Annotated in this window: 19 protein-coding genes; 8 read left to right on the top strand and 11 right to left on the bottom strand. The window is 69.7% G+C overall.

Annotated elements, in window-relative coordinates; all coding sequences use genetic code 11:
• The first annotated feature begins 39 nt into the window (after positions 1–39).
• The gene (locus ACMGER_RS03045; RefSeq protein WP_436810644.1) at positions 40–1113 is read left to right on the top strand and encodes a DUF3667 domain-containing protein; all 1074 of its coding nucleotides are present in this window, start codon (positions 40–42) and stop codon (positions 1111–1113) included.
• Positions 1114–1152: 39 nt separating this feature from the next.
• Here ACMGER_RS03045 and ACMGER_RS03040 read toward each other — a convergent pair whose 3' ends face one another.
• Positions 1153–2028, bottom strand: coding sequence for a helix-turn-helix transcriptional regulator (locus ACMGER_RS03040; RefSeq protein ID WP_436810643.1), 876 nt, complete (start codon positions 2026–2028; stop codon positions 1153–1155).
• A gap of 98 nt (positions 2029–2126) precedes the next feature.
• Here ACMGER_RS03040 and ACMGER_RS03035 point away from each other — a divergent pair, with 98 nt between their 5' ends.
• On the top strand, positions 2127–3032 hold the full coding sequence (locus ACMGER_RS03035) for an SDR family oxidoreductase (protein ID WP_436810642.1): 906 nt from the start codon (positions 2127–2129) through the stop codon (positions 3030–3032).
• Positions 3033–3119: 87 nt separating this feature from the next.
• On the opposite strand, the gene ACMGER_RS03030 is transcribed toward ACMGER_RS03035, so the two are convergent.
• From ACMGER_RS03030 to ACMGER_RS03015, 4 genes are all read right to left on the bottom strand, one after another.
• On the bottom strand, positions 3120–3518 hold the full coding sequence (locus ACMGER_RS03030) for a hypothetical protein (protein ID WP_436810641.1): 399 nt from the start codon (positions 3516–3518) through the stop codon (positions 3120–3122).
• Positions 3519–3613: 95 nt separating this feature from the next.
• Complete coding sequence (ftsH, locus tag ACMGER_RS03025) at positions 3614–5578, bottom strand: ATP-dependent zinc metalloprotease FtsH (RefSeq protein WP_436810640.1); 1965 nt, start codon at positions 5576–5578, stop codon at positions 3614–3616.
• Positions 5579–5658: 80 nt separating this feature from the next.
• Positions 5659–6633, bottom strand: coding sequence for a tRNA lysidine(34) synthetase TilS (tilS, locus tag ACMGER_RS03020; protein WP_436810639.1), 975 nt, complete (start codon positions 6631–6633; stop codon positions 5659–5661).
• A gap of 124 nt (positions 6634–6757) precedes the next feature.
• Entirely contained in the window at positions 6758–7669 is a 912-nt protein-coding gene (locus tag ACMGER_RS03015; protein WP_436810638.1) for a tetratricopeptide repeat protein, read from the bottom strand.
• A 167-nt stretch (positions 7670–7836) separates the two neighbouring features.
• On the opposite strand from ACMGER_RS03015, the gene ACMGER_RS03010 reads away from it, so the two are divergent.
• A complete protein-coding gene (locus ACMGER_RS03010; protein ID WP_436810637.1) occupies positions 7837–8466 on the top strand; it encodes a peptidylprolyl isomerase in 630 nt (209 codons plus the stop codon).
• Positions 8467–8583: 117 nt separating this feature from the next.
• Here the strand turns inward: ACMGER_RS03010 and ACMGER_RS03005 are convergent, their stop codons facing one another.
• Positions 8584–9177 carry a TlpA family protein disulfide reductase gene (locus ACMGER_RS03005; protein WP_436810636.1) on the bottom strand — a complete coding sequence of 198 codons (594 nt, stop codon included), beginning with the start codon at positions 9175–9177 and terminating at the stop codon, positions 8584–8586.
• 28 nt (positions 9178–9205) lie between these two features.
• On the opposite strand from ACMGER_RS03005, the gene argH reads away from it, so the two are divergent.
• The 5 genes from argH to ACMGER_RS02980 are packed head-to-tail and all read left to right on the top strand — an operon-like array spanning position 9206 to position 13774.
• Positions 9206–10582: an argininosuccinate lyase gene (gene argH, locus ACMGER_RS03000; protein WP_436811653.1), complete on the top strand. Its 1377-nt coding sequence runs from the start codon at positions 9206–9208 to the stop codon at positions 10580–10582.
• Complete coding sequence (locus ACMGER_RS02995) at positions 10579–10815, top strand: hypothetical protein (protein WP_436810635.1); 237 nt, start codon at positions 10579–10581, stop codon at positions 10813–10815. Before argH ends, ACMGER_RS02995 begins: the two co-directional genes overlap by 4 nt.
• Before the next feature lie 12 nt (positions 10816–10827).
• Positions 10828–12084, top strand: a complete 1257-nt coding sequence (gene lysA, locus ACMGER_RS02990; protein ID WP_436810634.1) for a diaminopimelate decarboxylase — start codon at positions 10828–10830, stop codon at positions 12082–12084.
• On the top strand, positions 12081–12833 hold the full coding sequence (locus ACMGER_RS02985; RefSeq protein WP_436811652.1) for a precorrin-2 dehydrogenase/sirohydrochlorin ferrochelatase family protein: 753 nt from the start codon (positions 12081–12083) through the stop codon (positions 12831–12833). Before lysA ends, ACMGER_RS02985 begins: the two co-directional genes overlap by 4 nt.
• Positions 12830–13774: a zinc transporter ZntB gene (locus ACMGER_RS02980; RefSeq protein WP_436810633.1), complete on the top strand. Its 945-nt coding sequence runs from the start codon at positions 12830–12832 to the stop codon at positions 13772–13774. The genes ACMGER_RS02985 and ACMGER_RS02980 overlap by 4 nt, the downstream gene beginning before the upstream one ends.
• Before the next feature lie 50 nt (positions 13775–13824).
• Here ACMGER_RS02980 and ACMGER_RS02975 read toward each other — a convergent pair whose 3' ends face one another.
• From ACMGER_RS02975 to fliR, 5 genes are all read right to left on the bottom strand, one after another.
• Positions 13825–14361, bottom strand: a complete 537-nt coding sequence (locus ACMGER_RS02975; protein WP_436810632.1) for an NADPH-dependent FMN reductase — start codon at positions 14359–14361, stop codon at positions 13825–13827.
• Positions 14362–14474: 113 nt separating this feature from the next.
• The gene (locus ACMGER_RS02970; protein ID WP_436810631.1) at positions 14475–14870 is read right to left on the bottom strand and encodes a flagellar export chaperone FliS; all 396 of its coding nucleotides are present in this window, start codon (positions 14868–14870) and stop codon (positions 14475–14477) included.
• Positions 14871–14879: 9 nt separating this feature from the next.
• The gene (gene fliD, locus ACMGER_RS02965; RefSeq protein WP_436810630.1) at positions 14880–16259 is read right to left on the bottom strand and encodes a flagellar filament capping protein FliD; all 1380 of its coding nucleotides are present in this window, start codon (positions 16257–16259) and stop codon (positions 14880–14882) included.
• 47 nt (positions 16260–16306) lie between these two features.
• Positions 16307–17437 (bottom strand): flagellar type III secretion system protein FlhB, encoded by a 1131-nt coding sequence (flhB, locus tag ACMGER_RS02960; RefSeq protein WP_436810629.1) that lies wholly within the window; start codon positions 17435–17437, stop codon positions 16307–16309.
• On the bottom strand, positions 17437–18207 hold the full coding sequence (gene fliR, locus ACMGER_RS02955; RefSeq protein WP_436811651.1) for a flagellar biosynthetic protein FliR: 771 nt from the start codon (positions 18205–18207) through the stop codon (positions 17437–17439). Before fliR ends, flhB begins: the two co-directional genes overlap by 1 nt.
• Positions 18208–18282 lie beyond the last annotated feature (75 nt).

The following is an 18282-nucleotide window of genomic DNA, read 5'->3' as shown; positions in this document are numbered from 1 at the left end:
GCTAGCATGGCGCGGCGCGAGATGGTAGGCGGAGGGACCATGGGGGTGGACGCAGCCGGAGAGATCATCACGGGCGCGCTGCTCGGCCGTGCGGTCGAGCCGCACGCGGGCGAGGCTCATGGGGACGGGAGCCATGGCGACGGCGGCCTCTGCCTCAACTGCGGCACGGCGCTGGTCGGGCCGCATTGCCACCGCTGCGGCCAGAGCGCGCACATCCATCGCTCGTTCGGCGCGATCTGGCACGATATCCTGCACGGCGTCGTCCATTTCGAGGGCAAGCTGTGGTCGACGCTGCCGCTGCTCGCCTGGCGCCCGGGCGAGCTCACGCGGCGCTACATCCATGGCGAGCGCGCGCGCTTCGTCTCGCCGATGGCGCTGTTCCTGTTCTCGATCTTCACCATGTTCGCGATGTTCCAGATCCTCGGCATCTCGCCGCCGAGCGACGTCAACCTCGGCGGCAAGGGCGAGCTCGCGGTCGGCCTGGAGGAAGGCCACAAGCGGCTCGAAACGGATCTCGCGCAGGCACGGAAGAACCGCGCGAAGGTGCCCGACGGCACGAACGAAGCGGCGGCGCTCGACAAGCAGGTCGCGGATGCCGAGCAGGCGCTCGACGCCTTCAAGAAAACGGAAACGGTGCTGAAGCCGGCGCTGTCGACGAGCAAGACCTCGATCCACACCGGCTGGGCGCGGCTCGACCATGGGCTGGAGAAGGCGCAGAAGCACCCGGAGCTGATGCTCTACAAGCTCCAGTCGAACAGCTACAAATTCTCCTGGCTGCTGATCCCGCTGTCGCTGCCGTTCATGTGGCTGATGTTCTTCTGGAAGCGCGGCTACAAGATGTACGATCACGCCGTGTTCGTGACCTATTCGCTTGCGTTCATGTCGCTGCTGTTCATCGTCCTGACGATCGCCGGGGCGATTGGCGTGGGCAACAGCTGGCTGGTGCTGGCGGGCACGGTCATTCCCCTGGTCCATCTCTACCGCCAGCTGCGCGGCGCCTATCAGCTGCGGCGCACGACCGCGATCCTGCGCACCTTCCTCATGCTGGTGTGCGTCGTAATCATCCTCACGCTGTTCCTGGTGCTCGTGATCGGGCTGGGATTGGTCGGTTAGCTTCGGAAGAAGCGCGACGGCACCGGACTGCGGCGCGGATCATGGCCGCGCGCTCGCACTAATCCTGCCGATCCCGGACTGCGCCTTGCATGGCGCGGCGGCGATGAGGGATTGAATGCGCTCAGTCGCTTCGTCGGTGGCGGGATTGTAGACCATCATGTTCAGGTCCGGCCGGCCCTCGACCGCAAAGGTGGAGAATTCCAGCTCGATCGGTCCGATTTCCGGGTGGCGAAGGCGCTTCGTGCCTTCACCATGGCCGGCGATCTCGTTGTTGCGCCATAGCGCCTCGAACTCGGGGCTGGTCCGGGAAAGCTCCTCGACGAGCTGGGCGATCTCCGCGGACGCCCCGGCGCGCGCGGCATCCGCCCTGAACGCCCCGACCACGAAGCGGGCGACGCTCTGCCAGTCTTCCTGTGCGGCACGCACGCGCGAATCGGAAAACATCAGGCGCAGGATGTTGCGCTGCCCCTGCGGGAGCTTCGCATAGTCGGTCAGCAGCACCGCCGCCGCCCCGTTCCAGGCCACCACGTCCCAGGTCGCGGTCCTGATGATCGCCGGACTGGTTGGCAATGCATCCAGCACGCGCTGCAGCCGGGGCGTGATCCCCTCGGGCCCCTTGTAGCGCGGCTCGGGCGGATGGCCGAGGGCGAGGATGAAGAGATGCTCGCGCTCCGGTTCGGTCAGCATCAGCCCCGCCGCGATGCGATCGAGCACGTCCGCGGAAGGGGCGCCGCCCCGGCCCTGCTCCAGCCAGGTATACCAGGTCGGGCTGATGTTGGCGCGCTGCGCCACCTCTTCCCGGCGCAGGCCGGGCGTGCGCCGCCGCCCGGACGGGAAGCCGAACGTGGCCGGATCGAGCCGGGTGCGGCGATCGCGGAGGAAGCTGCCGAGCGCGTTGGCGGTTGCGGTGGGCATGGTGATCCTGTTGGTGATTATACCATGATAAAGTCACTACTTTTATACGATCGTACCTAGGCCGACATGCCGCTCCGGACAATATCGGAGAGCTTCCAATGCGCGTGTTTCTCACAGGTGCCACCGGCTTCATCGGATCCCGTATCGTGCCCGAGCTGCTCGCCGCCGGGCACCAGGTGCTCGGCCTGACGCGATCCGACGCCGGTTCGCGGCCTCTCGCCGCGGCAGGCGCCGAAGCGCACCGAGGTATGTTGGAAGATCTCGACAGCCTGCGCGCGGGCGCGGCCCAGGCGGACGCCGTGATCCATACCGCCTTCGATCACGATTTCTCGAACTTCGCGGCCAATTGCGAGAAGGACAGGCGCGTGATCGAGGCGCTGGGTTCCGAGCTCAGAAGCTCCGATCGGCCGCTGCTCATCACGTCGGGCACCGGGATGGGCGATGCCGGGACCGGCAAACCCGCGACCGAGGACGTGTTCAACCTCGACCATCCCAATCCGCGCTCGGCATCCGAACTGGCGGGCTATGCGATGCTTCAGGCGGGCGTCAACGTGTCGGTGGTGCGGCTCCCGCAGGTCCACGATACGGTCAGGCAGGGCCTCATCACCCCGTTCGTCGCGATCTCGCGGGAGAAGGGGGTCGCGGCCTATGTCGGCGACGGCCTCAATCGCTGGCCTGCGGCGCACGTGCTCGACGTGGCGAAGCTGTACGTGTTGGCGCTGGACAAGGGCGAGGCGGGTGCGCGGTACCATGCCGTCGCCGAGGAGGGCATCGCCGCCCGCACGATCGCCGAAACGGTGGGTGCGGGCCTCGACGTGCCGGTGGCCTCCCTGTCCCGCGAAGAAGCGCAGGCGCATTTCGGATGGCTGGCGATGTTCGTCGGCCTGGACCTTCCCGCCTCCAGCGCGTGGACCCGCGAGCGGCTCGGGTGGCAACCGACCGGGCCGGGACTGATCGCGGATCTCGAACGAATGGACTATTCGAAGGCCGCAGCAGCCGAGTAGGACCTGCCTGCTGGAACGATCGCTTCGAACGGCAGCCGATCGGGTGCCGTTCGATGCCTGCACACGTCCGGGCGCGTTCGAGGGCGATCAGGGTCCGCGACCCTCGTCCTTGCACGGGTAACGCTTCTTCATGATCGCGTAGAAGGCGTCCCTGACGCCGATCCCGCGGTCCGCCGGCGGGATCGCGTTGAACTCGCGGATGAGGTCGGTGCTCGTCATGCCCGTGTGCCCGCGCGGCGGCGGGCAGCTGTGCGGCGGCTGGCCGGCCTGGCGCGCGGCGGCGAGATCGGCGCGATAGGCGGCGATCACGCCTGCGATCTCGGCTTTGAGCTGCTGGAGTTCCGGTGACTGCGCCGCGGCGGCGCCCATCGTGCGCAAGGCATTGGTCCGCGCGATGAAGTCGGCGACCGTCATCGGCAGCTGCTGCGCCACCGCCATCGGCGTGCACAGCACGAGCGGCACGAGCGCCAGCCCGGCAAGCCTCATGAAAACCCTCCCGCATCCTTCGATGCGGGAGGGCTATGAAGCACATCCGCCGCCGTCAATGGGCGTGCGGTTATACGCCTTGCGGCGCGGGGCGGTCAGGCGCCCTGCGGCGCGGGATTGCCGAACGGCCCCTTGGGCCGGCGCGTCTTGGGCACCGAGGTGCCGCCGACCGGCGCCGGCGCGGCGGTCGCGCCCGCGTCGCCGCGGTCGATCGGCTCGCCGGCAAGCAGCCGCTTGATCTCGTCGCCCGACAGCGTCTCGAACTCGAGCAGCGCCTGCGCCAGCGTATGGAGCTGATCGATGTGCTTGGTCAGCACCTCCTTGGCGCGATTGAGGCCCTGCTCGACGATCCGCTTGATCTCGGCGTCGATCTTGAGCGCGGTCTCGTTCGACATCTGGCGCGTGCGGTTGACCGAATAGCCGAGGAACACCTCCTCGTCCGCCTCCGCATACTGGAGCGGCCCCAGCTCGTCGGACATGCCCCAGCGCGTCACCATGTCGCGCGCCAGGCCGGTCGCATACTGGATGTCGCTCGACGCGCCCGACGAGACCTTGTCGTAGCCGAAGATGATCTCCTCGGCGACGCGGCCACCCATCGACACCGCCAGGTTGGCGTACATCTTGTCGCGATGGTAGCTGTAGCTGTCCCGCTCGGGCAGGCGCATCACCATGCCCAGCGCGCGGCCGCGCGGGATGATCGTCGCCTTGTGGATCGGGTCGGACGCCGGCTCGTGCAGCGCGACGATGGCATGGCCCGCCTCGTGATAGGCGGTCATCCTTTTCTCGTCGTCGGTCATGACCATCGAGCGGCGCTCGCTGCCCATCATGACCTTGTCCTTGGCCTCCTCGAACTCCTGCATCGCGACCAGCCGCTTGCCCTTGCGCGCGGCGAGCAGCGCGGCCTCGTTGACGAGATTGGCGAGGTCGGCGCCCGAGAAGCCCGGCGTGCCGCGCGCGATCACCCGCGGATCGACGTCCGGCGCCAGCGGCACCTTCTTCATATGGACCTGGAGGATCTTGACGCGGCCCTCGATGTCCGGGCGCGGCACCACCACCTGACGGTCGAAGCGGCCCGGGCGCAGCAGCGCCGGGTCGAGCACGTCGGGCCGGTTGGTCGCGGCGATGATGATGATGCCCTCGTTCGCCTCGAAGCCGTCCATCTCGACCAGCAGCTGGTTGAGCGTCTGCTCGCGCTCGTCGTTGCCGTTGCCGAGGCCCGCGCCGCGATGGCGGCCGACCGCGTCGATCTCGTCGATGAAGACGATGCACGGCGCCGACTTCTTGGCTTGCTCGAACATGTCGCGGACACGGCTCGCGCCGACGCCGACGAACATCTCGACGAAGTCGGAGCCCGAGATGGTGAAGAACGGCACGCCCGCCTCCCCCGCGATCGCACGGGCGAGCAGCGTCTTGCCGGTGCCGGGCGAGCCGACCAGCAGCGCACCCTTGGGGATCTTGCCGCCAAGGCGGGCGAACTTGGTCGGGTCCTTCAGGAACTCGACGATCTCCTGCAGCTCCTCGCGCGCCTCGTCGATGCCGGCGACGTCGTCGAAGGTCACGCGGCCTTCCTTCTGCGTCAGCATCCGCGCGCGCGACTTGCCGAAGCCCATCGCGCCCGATCCCGAGCTCTTCTGCATCTGCCTGAGCACGAAGAAGGCGATGCCGAGGAACAAGAGGAACGGCAGCGACTGGTAGATCAGCAGCAGCCAGATATTGGTGCCCTCTTCCGGACGCGCGTTGATCTGGACGCTCTTCTTCCTGAGCGTCTGGACCAAAGTCGGGTCCTGGATCGGATAGGTGCGGAACTTCTCGCCCGAGGAAAGCGTGCCGGTGATGACATCGCGCGAGATGTTGACGTCCTTGACCGTCCCCTCGTCGACCTTGTCGAGGAAGGTCGAATAGGGAATCGCGCTTCCCGCAGCGGCGGTCGAACGGCCGTCGATCAGCGTGACGAACAGCGCGAGGCCGAGCAGGATCGCCACCCAGATCAGCAGGCTCTTCATCCAGGGGTTGCCGCCGCCGTTGTCCTGGCCGCCGGGCTGCTTGTCGTTGTCGTTCATCGCGTGGGAATCACCTTTCCACCCGATAAGATAGGACTTGCCGGGTTAATGGCAATGGAACGGACGAGGGATCGGGTCGATCAGTGCGGGCGACGCGGCGGGGCCGCGGCGAAGCGCCAGCGCCCGCGGGAGGGGCGGACCGTCACCCCGGCCTGCGTCGCGCCTCTCCCGCCATCGAGCGCGTCGAGCAGCGGCTCGACATTGGCGGCATCGGACCAGGCGGGGGCGGCGATGCCCGCCGCGCGGCGAACCTCGGCGATTCCGCGCCGCACAGCGCGGCGGCGGAGCTCGCGGGGAAGGTCGGCAGGGTCGAAGGTCAGGGCAGTCCCGTCGCTCCGCGCCCGCTCCGCCCAGAGCTGCTCGAACCAGGCGGCGAGCGCCTGCTCCGCCTCGGCGAGGTGCGCGGCGCTGCGGGCGAGTCCGGCGGCGTCGAGCCAGCGGTTCTCCTCCAGCAGGCGGCGGATGCGCGTGCGGTCGAACGCGTCGTCGCGGTTGCTGGGGTCGTCGACGAACGGCAGGCCGCTCGACTCGGCGATCGCGCGCAGCTCGGCCCGGCTCCAGTCGAGCAGCGGCCGGATCAGCGGCACCGCACCCAGGTCGCGCCGCACCCGGACCGCGGCAAGTCCGGCGACGCCCGATCCGCGCGCCGCGCGCATCAGCAAGGTCTCGGTCTGATCGTCGCGATGATGCGCGGTGAGCAGCGCCGCGGCGCCCTGCGCCTCCGCCCAGCCGCCGAGCAGCGCATAGCGCGCCTCGCGCGCTCGCGCCTGGATGCTGGCGCCGGCGATCGGTTCGGCCGGAACGAGCGTGGCGTGAGGCACGCCGAGCCGCGCACAGCAGGCGGCGACCATCGCGGCTTCCTCGGCGGAGGCGGTGCGGAGGCGATGATCGACGGTGGCGGCGACGATGCGGCCGGGGAAGGCGGCATGAGCCAGCGCCAGCATCGCCATGCTGTCAGGACCGCCGGAGACGGCAAGCGCCAGCCGCTCACCCTCGTCCAGCTCGCACCCGAGCACCGCCGCGACATCGACGGCGAAGCGCTCCGGGCCGCTCACAACAGCATACCCCTCCCCTTCAGGGGAGGGGTTGGGGTGGGGCCTGTCCACGAGCGACCTGCCTGCCGCGCTGCCCCACCCCCAACCCCTCCCCTGAAGGGGAAGGGCTTAAGAACGCCACTCCTCACTGGCACTTGGCAGCCGTGCGGCCCTTGGCGATGTCGGCGGCCATGGCGGTCGTGATCTTGCCGGCATAGACCGAACTCAGCTCGCTGTAGACCTTGCAGGCATCCGCCGGCTTCTTGAGCTGGACCAGCGCCTGCGCCAGATAGAACAGGCTGTCCGGCGCCCGCTCGCCGTCCGGGAACTTCTTGTAGCTGTCGTAGAAGGCGAGCGTCGCGAGATTGGGCTTGCCCTCGTCGAGATAGGCGCGGCCGAGCAGGTTCTGCGCATAGCTCGCACGACGGTGCTTGGGGAATTTGTCGGCCACCGCCTTCAGCGCCGCCTCCGCCTCGGGATAGAGCTTCGCCTGCCACAGGCGATAGCCGTAGACGTAGCCGTCCTCGGCCTCGTCGCCGGTGTTGGGCCGCTCGATCCCCGCCGCGGCGGCGCGCTCCGGATCGGCGCCCGCGGTCGTTCCGGGACGGGTAGGTGTGGCCGCCGGCGGCGCAGCCTCGGCCGGGCCGCCCACCGCCGGAGCGTCGCCGTCGGGAGCGCCGCCCTCCAGCGCCTTCAGCCGTGCGTCGGTCGCGGTCTTATAGGCATTGAACGCATCCTCGAGCTGGCGGACGCGGTAGTTGGCCTGTTCGACCTGCCCGGTAACGTTGCGTACGCCTGCCTCCAGCGCGCTCACCCGCGCGGTGAGGTCGACAAGTCCGCCACCCGCCGGTGTGCCCGGCTCGGCGACCGGCGCCTGCGGCGCGGTGATCTGCGGCTCGACCGTCATCCCGGCACCGCCCGGAAACACCTTCCGCTGCACCGCGCGCATCTCGCTCTCGAGCTTGCCCACGCGTCCCTCGAGCCCGCTCTGCGCCTGCGCCGGAGCGCCGAACCCGAGCGTTGCGGCAACCATCGCCGCGGCCAAAACGATACGCATTCTCATCAATCCCCGGTGTCTCGAACCCAGGGCGCCCCCTATCGCAGCTTTGGCGTCATGCCGCCAGTGCCAGGTATTTGATCCGGGCGTGCGCTGGTGCATTATCTGCGAAGGAACTGAGGGTGCAGTATGGGCGAGATTCTACATGGGAGCGCGGGGACTGCATGATGCTGCGATTCGCCCTGGTTCCGCTCGCCGCGCTGCTGTTCGCGCTGCCGGCGATGGCGCAGGATGCGGTCACCCCTCCCACCCCGCCTCCGTCCAGGCCGGCGACCGTCAAGGTGACGCTCGCCACCACCGAGGGGCCGATCACGCTCGAGCTCGAGAAGGAGCGGGCACCGGTCACCACCGCCAATTTCCTCCGCTACGTCGATGCCAAGCGTTTCGACGGCATCGCCTTCTACCGTGCGATGAAGACGTCGTGGGGCAATGGCGCCGGCCTGATCCAGGCGGGGCAGCGCGATCCGCGTAAGCTGTTCCCGCCGATCGCGCATGAACCGACGACACAGACCGGGCTCAGCCACACCGACGGCACCATTTCGATGGCGCGCTTCGCGCCGGGGACGGCGACCGCAGACTTCTCGATCATGATCGGCGACATGACCGGGCTCGATGCCAATCCCAAGGCGACCGGCGACAATGCCGGCTTCGCCGCCTTCGGCCATGTCGTCGAGGGGATGGACGTGGTGCGCAGGATCCAGTCGGCGCCGACCTCTCCGACCGAGGGAGAGGGGGTGATGAAAGGTCAGATGCTGGCGCCGCCGATCAAGATCCTGACGGCGCGGCGGACGCCTTGAACCAAGGGTCACCGAAATGAGCCGTCATCCCGGCGAAAGCCGGGATCTCGTGCGGCCTACGTCCTGCAACTGCCGGAGCCCGGCTTTCGCCGGGATGACGATGCAGTTCGGATCGATCTACGATACGGCGGCGAGCGCCTTCGCCGCCTCCGCGCCGGCCCAGTCGATCGCGCCGCTCACCCGCCACACCTCTTTCCCTCGCGAATCATAGAGGATCGTCGTCGGCAGGTTGACGCCGAGCCCGGTGCTGAATGCGATCTTGGGATCGAGCGAGGGCCGGATCGCCTGGTAGCCGCCCTTGCTCCAGAAGGGCGCGACCTTGGAAGCGTCGAGATCCTGCGCAAGCGCGATCACCCGCAGCTTCGTGCCCTCGCGCGCGGCGAGGGCGTCGAGCGAAGGCATCTCCTTGATGCACGGCGCGCACCAGGTCGCCCAGAGATTCAGCAGCACCGGCCCGCCGCGGTAATCGGCGAGCGTCACCTCTTTGCCCGCCGGGTCCTGGAAGGCGAAGCCGGGCGCCGCCTCGCCCTTGTGCGACGTGTCGAAGCTGCCCGCCTTGGGCGCCGCGGCGGAGGGAGCGGCGACCTCGTCCGGGGCGGGCGGGGGCACTTCGTCGGCGCCGTTGCCCGCGCCCACATTGCCTTGTGCGGCGGGCGGCGATTGCCTATCGCAGCCCCCGGCCAGCAGGGCCGAGACGAGGACGAGAGCCATCGCTGATCGCATGAGCAACTCCAATTCGATGTGGGGCGGGCGCTTCGCCGAAGGCCCGTCGGCGGTGATGCGCGCGATCAATGCCTCGATCCCGTTCGACAAGCAAATGTGGCGGCAGGACATCGCCGGATCGAAGGCGCACGCGGCGATGCTGGGCGCGCAGGGGATCGTCGACGCCGCGGACGTCGAGGCGATCCTTGCCGGGCTCGACCAGGTCGCCGCCGATTATGAGCGCGACGGCGTGCCCGAGGACCTCGCCCTCGAGGACATCCACATGCTGACCGAGGCGCGGCTCGCCGAGAAGATCGGGTCGGCGGCGGGCCGGCTCCATACCGCGCGCAGCCGCAACGACCAGGTCGCGACCGACTTCCGCCTGTGGGTGCGCGACGCGATCGACCAGGCGAACGCCGGGCTGGGCAGTCTCCAGGACGCGCTCATCGCCCGCGCCGAGGAACATGCCGAAAGCGTGATGCCCGGCTTCACCCATCTCCAGAGCGCGCAGCCGGTGACGCTCGGCCATCACCTGATGGCCTATCACGACATGATCGCGCGCGACCGCGGCCGGTTCCGCGACGCGCGCGCGCGGCTCAACCGATGCCCGTTGGGATCGGCGGCGCTCGCCGGCACCGGCTTCCCGATCGACCGCGAGGCCACGGCGATGGCATTGGGCTTCGACGGCCCGACCACCAACTCGCTCGATTCGGTCAGCGACCGCGACTTCGCCATCGAATATCTGACCGCCGCCAGCCAGTGCGCGCTCCACCTCTCGCGCCTCGCCGAGGAGTTCGTGCTGTGGGCGTCGCAGCCGTTCGGCTTCGCCAGCCTGTCCGACCAATGGTCGACCGGCAGCTCGATCATGCCGCAGAAGCGCAACCCCGACGCCGCCGAGCTGGTGCGCGGCCATGCCGGGCGGATCACCGGCTGCCTCGTCAGCCTGATGGTGACGATGAAAGGCCTGCCGCTCGCCTATTCCAAGGACATGCAGGACGACAAGCCGCCGGTGTTCGAGGCGCACGGCCTGCTCGCGCTGTCGATCGCGGCGATGACCGGCATGGTCGAGAGCGCCGAGTTCCGCACCGATCGGATGCGTGCCGTGGCCGAGACCGGCTTCTCCACCGCCACCGACCTCGCCGATTGGCTGGTGCGCGAGGTCGGCGTGCCGTTCCGCGAGGCGCATCACATCACCGGCCGCGCCGTCGCCCATGCCGAGAGCCTGGGCGTCCGGCTCGACTCGCTGCCGCTCGGCGCGCTCAGGGACATCGACGAGCGGATCGACCGGCGCGTGTTCGACGTGCTCAGCGTCGACGCCTCGGTCGCCAGCCGCACCAGCTTCGGCGGCACCGCGCCCGCGCGGGTGCGCGAGGCGGTGGCGGCAGCCAGAACGGCACGGGAGGCCGAGAGATGAAGCATGTGATCCCAATCCTCGCCCTGCTGCTGGTCGCGGGCTGCGGCGGCCGCGGCTCGCTCAAGCCGGAGCCGGGCCAGCCGCTGCCGGTCAAGCCGTTCGGTGCGCAGGCGACGCCGACGCCGGACCAGCTCATGACGCCGGGCGCCCAGGCCCGCCCTGAACGCACCGATGAGCTGCTCAGGAGCTCGCAGGAGCGCGACAGCGACGAATTCGACCTGCCTCCCCGCTGACCAGAGCCACCGATGACCCATTTCCATCTGAAGAACGGCGAGCTCCACGCCGAGGACGTCCCGCTCACGCGCATCGCACGGGAGGTCGGCACCCCCGTCTACGTCTATTCGCGCGCGGCGTTCGAGGCGAATGCGCGGTCGCTGCAGGAGGGACTGGCGCAGGTCCCGAACGCGCACCTCGCCTATGCGATCAAGGCCAATCCCAACCTGGCGGTCGTCAACGTGCTGGCGAAGCTCGGCTACGGCGCTGACGTGGTGTCGGCGGGCGAGATGTACCGCGCGCTTGCGGCGGGAATGGCGCGCGAGAGCATCCTGTTCTCCGGCGTCGGCAAGCGCATCGACGAGCTCGAGGCGGCGCTCGACGCCGGCATCGGCCAGTTCAACCTCGAGATCGAGGAGGAGGGCACGGTGCTCTCCGACCTGGCGGCTGCGCGTGGGGTGCGCGCGGCGGCGGTGCTGCGCGTCAACCCGGACGTCGACGCCGGGACCCATGCCAAGATCTCGACCGGCAAGGCCGAGAACAAGTTCGGCGTCGCGATCAGCGACGCGCCGGCGATCTATGCCCGCCTCGCGGCGCTGCCCGGCCTCGTGATGCGCGGCGTCGCGTGTCACATCGGCAGCCAGATCGCCGACCTCCAGCCGCTCGAGATGAGCTACCGCCGCATCGGCGACCTCGTCGCGGAGCTGCGCGCGGCGGGGCACGCCGTTACCCACGTCGACCTGGGCGGCGGCTTCGGCGTCGCCTATCGACCGGGCGAAGTCTATCCCGCTCCCGCCGAGATCGGCGCGATGGTCGCGCGCGCGACCGCCGACTGGGACGTCACGCTGATGTTCGAGCCCGGCCGCTTCATCGCCGGCAATGCCGGAGTGTTGCTGACCGAGGTGATCTGGGTGAAGCCGGGTGTCGGCGATCCCTGGGTGATCGTCGACGCGGCGATGAACGATCTCGCCCGCCCGGCGCTCTACGACGCCTATCACGGCTTCGGCGCGGTGTGCCCGACCGGCGAGCGCATGACCGCGCACATCGCCGGCCCGGTGTGCGAGAGCGGCGACACCTTCGCCAAGGGCCGCGAGATCGACGCGGTCGCGCGCGGCGACCTCGCCGTGTTCCACACTGCCGGAGCCTATGGCGCGACGATGGCGTCGACCTACAACAGCCGCGCGCTGGTGCCCGAGGTGCTGGTCGACGGCGACCGCTACGCCGTGGTCGCCGATCGCATCGTGCCCGGCACGATCATGGCCGCGGAGCGGATGCCCGCGTGGCTGTGACCCTCCACAGCCTGCCGCTGTTCGTGCGGCTGGCGGGGCGGCCGGTGATCCTGGTCGGCGAGGGGCATATCGCCGACGCCAAGCGGCGGCTGATCGAGCGCGCCGGCGGCATCGTCGTCGATGAAGAGGATGCGGAGGCGCGCTTCGCCTTCGTCGTCGGCGACGAGGCGGCGGCGGTGCGGCTGCGCGCGCGGGGCGTGCTGGTCAACGCGGCCGACCGCCCGGACCTGTGCGACTTCACCATGCCGGCGATCGTCGAGCGCGGCGACGTGGTGGTCGCGGTCGGCACCGGCGGGGCCTCCGCCGGCCTGTCGGCGCAGCTCCGCCAGCGGCTCGAGACCTGGCTGCCCGCCGGGCTCGGCGCGCTCGCGGCGGGGCTCAAGGCGGCGCGCGAAGCGATCCACGCGCGCTGGCCCGAGTTCGACGACCGCCGCCGCGCGATCGGCGCCGCGCTCGCCGAGGGAGGCCCGCTCGACCCCTTCGCGGCGCCCGACGTCGATGCGTGGCTCGCCGGCGCGGACGCCGTTCCGGAACCGCGGGTGGTGACCGTCACCCTCGTCTCGTCCGATCCCGACGACCTGAGCTTGCGCGCCGCGCGCTGGCTTGGCCTCGCCGACCGCATCTACCATGACGCCAGCGTGCCGGCGGCGATCCTCGACCGTGCGCGCGGCGATGCCGAGCGCATCGTCGGCGTCCCGCCCGCAATGCCGCTGCCGGGGCTGAGCGTGGTGCTGGAGACGGCGGGGTGAGCGGCTTCGCCTATGCGGTGAACGACGGCCAGGTGACCGAGGTCCCGCTGAAGCAGGCGCCCGGCCAGCGTGCCGAGCTGCTCTGGATCCATCTCACGGTCGGCAACGACGAGGCGCAGCATTGGCTCGGCGGCGAGGCGGAGCTGCCCGATTATGTGATCGACGCGCTCACCGCCGCCGAGACGCGGCCGCGCTGCGACGCGATGGGACCCGGCGCGTTCATCAACCTGCGCGGCCCCTCGTCGGACCCCGATTTGGACGAGCTCGCCTCGGTCCGCATCTATGCTCAGGCGGGCACGGTCTATTCGGTCACCCGACGTCCGTTCAACGCGCTCGACGAGGTGCGCAAGCTGGTCGCCGACGGCATGGTCGCCGATCCCGGCGACCTCATCGCCGAATTCGCCGTGGCGATCACCGCCGAGCTCGATCCGCTCGTCGCCGACCTGGGCGACTCGCTCGACGAGTGCGAGAGCAAGCTCGAGGCGCACGGCGCGTTCGAGCTGCGCCGCCGCGTCACGCGGATACGGATCGACGCGATCGGCTATCGCCGCTTCCTCTTCCCACAGCGTACGGCGCTCGAGAAGCTGGCGGCGCTGCCGTGCGACTGGCTGCACGACGACGATCGCCAGCACCTCGTCACCGCCGCCGACCGCGCCGCGCGCATGGCCGAGGAGGTGGAGTCGATCCGCGAGCGCGCGGGCCTGATGCACGAGACGCTGACCGACCTGCGCGGCGAACTCATCGACCAGCGCAGCCTGGTGATCGCAATCGCGGCGATGGTGTTCCTGCCGCTGACCTTCATCACGGGGCTCTACGGGATGAACGTCGAAGGGCTGCCCTATGCCCAGCAGCCCTGGGCGTTCGATGCGATCCTGGCATTCTGCACGATCGTCGGCGTCGGGATCACCGCCTATTTCATCTGGCGCCACTGGACGCGGTAGCCGTGACCTGAGTCCCTTCCCTGAAAGGGAGGGGCTTTAGAGCAAAGGGCTTAGCGCCGCGCCAGAAAATCCAGGATCTGCCCGACCATCAGCGCGATCTGCGGCTCGGCGCGGGCGACGGCCTCGGGTTCGGCCGAATTGATCGCGACCCCCAGCGGCGTCGGCCAGCCGCGCAGCGCATGGGTGATGGTGCGAAGGCCCGTCAGCGTCGACACCGCAGCCTGCCAGCCGGCGGCGATCGCGATCTGCCCGACCGGCATCCCGCTGAAATAGGGTCGCTCGTCGTTGGCCATCAGCTCGACATGGTCGAGCGCGTTCTTGACCAGGCCGGAGAAGGTGCCGTGATAGCCCGGCGAACCGAGGATGATCCCGTCGGCGCGGCGCAGCGCGGCGAGGAAGGCGTCGATCTCGGCGCTGCTCTCGATCCCGGCCGGGTCATAGTTCGGGAAGTCGATCGCCTCGCCCGTGAGCAACGTCGTGTGTGCGCCGCGCGCCTCGGCGATCTGCAGCGCCGTCGCCAGCGTGCGGCCCGTGGCTGATTCGGCGCGCGTGGTGCCCCCGAGAGCGACGATATGCGGCTGGCTCATGCGACGCGGTTAGTCGAAGGTGCGGCTCGGCGCATCCTTTTTCCGGTCCTTCCGCCTTCCCTGCCATCCCAGCGAAGGCCGACCCGGCCTTGTGACGGAGGACAGACCGCGGTCTATCCCCGCCGCACGGTCTCCCACGCTGCGGCGATCTCCTCGATCATCTCGGCGATGGCGATGAAGCGACGAGGATCGGCGTCGAGGCTCGCCTCGACCAGCTCGGCGCGTGCACCCTGATAGACGCGGGCGAGCGTCTTCGACACCTCACCCCCCCTGTCGAAGTCGAGCCCACCTTCGAGCGCGAACAGGATGGACAACGCGCGCGTCACGCGCTCGCCCTTGACGTCGAAGCGGCGGTGCTCGGCCGCCCAGGCGGCGGTGCGCAGCGCCCGCGCGGCCTCGGCATAGAGCAGCGAGACCAGTCCGGCCGGGTCCTCCCCGCCGGTGCGGCCGGCCAGGTCGACCGCCCGATAGGTGTCCTCGGGACGCGCGAAGGCGGAGGAATAGCGCATGTGCCGGGCTCAGTCGTCGCTGTTCCAGGCGGCGATCTGCTGCTCCAGGAAGCTCTGCGTGCTCTTGTAGACGGCGACCTTGGCATCCATGCTGCCGAACTGCTGGGTCAGGCGCGTGCGCGTCGTCTCCTCGTCGGCCGACAGCTTGTCGCGGTCCTCGCCCAGCGTGGTCTGCGCCTTGTCGTAGCGCGTCTCGCTGGCGCCGAGGCCCGAGGTGCGGCTGGTCACCGCGATCGTGACGGCGTTGAGCGCCGAGGACAGGCCGGTGCCGTCGCCGCGATCGGTGAACATCGCCTCGATCGCGTCGGGCGCCTTGGCGAGCTGCGCGGTGAGCTTTGCGGAATCGAGGCTGAGCGTGCCGTCGCGGTTGGTGACGACGCCGATCGCGGCCAGGCTGTTGGGGCTGTCGTCGCCGGCCCTGGTCAGGTCGACGGTGGTGAGCTCGCGCAAACGGCTCAGCATGTCGCGCGCGCCGGGATCGCGGGCGAGGCTGCCGCTGACCGGGTCGGTCGCCTCCTCCAGCATCGCGTAGAGCTCGTTATAGGTGGAAACGACGTCGTTCACCGCCTGCGTCAGCGCCTCGGTCGAGGGCGTGCTGCCGATCGCGACCCTGGTGCCGATCGCGGCCGACTGGAGGTCGAGCCGGACGCCGGGGATGAGGTCGGTGATGACATTGGCCGACCGGCGCACCTCGACGCCGTCGACGGCGACGACCGCGTCGGCCGCCTCGGAGACGATCTCGGTGCCGGTCGCGCCGCCGCCGACGTTCAACGCGGCGAGGCCCTCGTCGCCTGCGGTCTCGCTAGCGGCGAGCGTGAACGCCTTGGCCTCGCCGCTCGCGCCCTTCATCACCAGCCGCTCGCCGGTCGAATCGCTCACCACCGACGCGGTGATACCGATGCCTGCGGCGGTGATCTTGGCGGCGATGCCCGACAGCGTCGCGTCGCCGTCGCCGATCGTGATCGGCGCGACGCTGGTGCCGTCGGCGAAGGCGAACTGGAGCGTCCCGGTGCCGATGCGCGTGCCGGCAGGAATGGCGGCCGCCGTGCTCGCGACCTGCGCCGAGGCGAGCGCACGCACCTCGACGGTGGCGCTGAGCCCGGAGAGCTTGGCGCCGGCGAGGGCGCTCACCTTGACGATCGACGTGTTGGCGCTGGTCGGCTGGGTCTGGAGCGTGCCGCCGGTCACCAGCGACTTGAGCGCGGTGTTGAAGCCGGTGATGCCGTTCTTGAGCTGCGATACCGCCGAGACCTGCGCGGTCAGCGTTTCCTCGCGCTGGTCGAGCTGCTTGGTGCGCGTGTCGAACTGCGCATCGAGCAGCGAGGTCACCAGCGCCTGGATGTCGATGCCCGAACCGACCCCGAGCGTCTTGGCAATCGAATCGACCATCGGCTCTTTCCCCTTCAAAAGAATAAGCGGCCGCGGACGGCGGAGGTTTAGTGGACGGTCGCCGTTTTCCGTCCATTCTCGTCGAACCGCGCGGTCTCGGGCACCGTGACCGGCGGCGGCGCGCCGCCCGCCTGAACGTTGAGGCCGAACACGAAGGCGAGCACCGTCGCGATCGCGAGGTAGAGGTCGTCGCGGACCTCCTGCCCCTCCTGGCTGGTATAATAGACCGCGCGGGCGAGCGTCGGATATTCGAGCACCGGCACCGCCATCTCGCCGGCGAGATCGCGGATCGCGAGCGCGGTCTCGCCGCGGCCCTTGGCGACCACCACCGGCACCTGGTCGCTCATCCGGTCATAGCGCAGCGCCACCGCGAAATGGGTCGGGTTGGTGAGCACGACATGCGCCTCGGCCACCGCCTTCCTGAAGCTGCGCTTCAGCACCGCGCGCTGCTTGGCGCGGATCGCCGCCTTCACCTCGGGCGAGCCCTCGCTTTCCTTGTGCTCCTCCTTCACCTCCTGCTTGGTCATGCGCAGGTTCTGGAGGCGGCGGAAGGCAGCGACCGGCACGTCGATCGCGGCGATCGCGACCAGCCCGCCGGCCATCGCGAACAGCAGGACGAGGAAGGTCGAGCCGAGCGATCCCACCGCGCGATCAAGGTCGGACGAGACGAGACCCATCGATCCCTCGGCGGTACGCCACAGCATCCACAGGCCGATCGACCCCAGCAGCAGCACCTTGAGCAGCGATTTGGCGAGCTCGATCCAGCCCTGCAGGCCGAAGATGCGCTTGAGCCCGCTCGCCGGGTTCAGCTTGCTGGCCTTGAAGCCGAGGTTCTTGGCGTTGAAGGTGAGCGCGCCGAGGCCGGCCTGGCTCAGCACCGCCGCGGCGAGCGCCACCGCGAACAGGGCGCCCAGCGACGGCGCCAGCTTCCAGCCGGCTTCGGCGAGCGGGCGGAACGGTTCGAAATGCTCGACGTCGTTGCGCCCGAAGGCGAAGCTCGCCGCCATCACCTGCCGACAGGCGCGCAGCAGTCCGGGGCCGAAGAACACCATCCAGCCGCAGCCGATCAGGATCACCAGCGCCGAGGCGAACTCGCGCGATCGAAGGACGTCGCCCTCGTCCCGCGCTTTCTGCAGGCGCTTGGATGTCGGGGCTTCGGTGCGCTCGCCCTCCGCCATCAGCCGAGCACCAGCTTGGCGGCCATGTCGAGCGCCTCCCGGACGATCACCTGCATATAGTCGCCCATCGCCGGCAGCGCGATGAACATCGCGATCACGCCGACCGCGAGGCTGGCGGGCAGGCCGACCGCGAACAGGTTGAGGGCCGGCGCCGAGCGCGACAGCATTCCGACGATGACATTGAGGCACAGCAGCAGGAAGCCGACCGGCAGCGCCAGCAACAGCCCGGCGAGGAAGGTATAGCCGCCGAACAGCGCGATGTTCATGAGCTGCCCCGGCGCGATCCAGGCGGCGCCCGGCGGCAGCGCCTCGTAGCTGCGCACGACGAGGTCGACGAGCACGAGATGGCCGTCGACCGAGAGGAACAGGAGCGTCAGCAGCACCGATAGGAAGTTGCCGATCGCGGGAGTGGAGACGCCATGCTGCGGATCGATCTGGGCGGCGAAGCCGATTCCCATCGAGCCGCCGATCAGCTCGCCGGCGACCAGCGGCGCGGCGAAGGCGATCTGGAGCACGAAGCCGAGCGCGAGGCCGACCAGCGCTTCCGATGCCACCGCGAGGAAGGTCGCGAGTGCGAAGATCTGCTCGGGCGCGCGGATCTGCGTGACGTTCATCACCAGCACCCCGATCGCGCCCGCGAGCGCGATCCTGACGGGCAGCGGCACCGCCACCGCGCTGAACACCGGCGCCGCGACGAACGCAGCGCCGATCCGCACCATGCAGAACAAGAGCGTCCAGAGCTGCGGCTCGATCGAGAGGCCGAAGCCCATCACTGTCCCTCTCCCTCTCCCTGTGGGAGAGGGTAGGAGCCGCCGAAGGCGGCGGGAGGGTGAGGGCGACTGCGG

The sequence above is a fragment of the Sphingomonas astragali genome, assembly GCF_051400615.1.
GTDB lineage: Bacteria > Pseudomonadota > Alphaproteobacteria > Sphingomonadales > Sphingomonadaceae > Sphingomonas.
Note: the sequence above shows the minus strand (reverse complement) of the source record. Positions and strands in the feature narration are given on the sequence as shown.

Coding starts and splice junctions, on each gene's coding strand:
- ACMGER_RS03045 (WP_436810644.1), top strand. CDS start 40: ATGGGGGTGGACGCAGCCGGAGAGATCATCACGGGCGCGCTGCTCGGC.
- ACMGER_RS03040 (WP_436810643.1), bottom strand. CDS start 2,028: ATGCCCACCGCAACCGCCAACGCGCTCGGCAGCTTCCTCCGCGATCGC.
- ACMGER_RS03035 (WP_436810642.1), top strand. CDS start 2,127: ATGCGCGTGTTTCTCACAGGTGCCACCGGCTTCATCGGATCCCGTATC.
- ACMGER_RS03030 (WP_436810641.1), bottom strand. CDS start 3,518: ATGAGGCTTGCCGGGCTGGCGCTCGTGCCGCTCGTGCTGTGCACGCCG.
- ftsH (WP_436810640.1), bottom strand. CDS start 5,578: ATGAACGACAACGACAAGCAGCCCGGCGGCCAGGACAACGGCGGCGGC.
- ACMGER_RS03015 (WP_436810638.1), bottom strand. CDS start 7,669: ATGCGTATCGTTTTGGCCGCGGCGATGGTTGCCGCAACGCTCGGGTTC.
- ACMGER_RS03010 (WP_436810637.1), top strand. CDS start 7,837: ATGCTGCGATTCGCCCTGGTTCCGCTCGCCGCGCTGCTGTTCGCGCTG.
- ACMGER_RS03005 (WP_436810636.1), bottom strand. CDS start 9,177: ATGGCTCTCGTCCTCGTCTCGGCCCTGCTGGCCGGGGGCTGCGATAGG.
- argH (WP_436811653.1), top strand. CDS start 9,206: ATGTGGGGCGGGCGCTTCGCCGAAGGCCCGTCGGCGGTGATGCGCGCG.
- ACMGER_RS02995 (WP_436810635.1), top strand. CDS start 10,579: ATGAAGCATGTGATCCCAATCCTCGCCCTGCTGCTGGTCGCGGGCTGC.
- lysA (WP_436810634.1), top strand. CDS start 10,828: ATGACCCATTTCCATCTGAAGAACGGCGAGCTCCACGCCGAGGACGTC.
- ACMGER_RS02975 (WP_436810632.1), bottom strand. CDS start 14,361: ATGAGCCAGCCGCATATCGTCGCTCTCGGGGGCACCACGCGCGCCGAA.
- ACMGER_RS02970 (WP_436810631.1), bottom strand. CDS start 14,870: ATGCGCTATTCCTCCGCCTTCGCGCGTCCCGAGGACACCTATCGGGCG.
- fliD (WP_436810630.1), bottom strand. CDS start 16,259: ATGGTCGATTCGATTGCCAAGACGCTCGGGGTCGGTTCGGGCATCGAC.
- flhB (WP_436810629.1), bottom strand. CDS start 17,437: ATGGCGGAGGGCGAGCGCACCGAAGCCCCGACATCCAAGCGCCTGCAG.
- fliR (WP_436811651.1), bottom strand. CDS start 18,207: ATGGGCTTCGGCCTCTCGATCGAGCCGCAGCTCTGGACGCTCTTGTTC.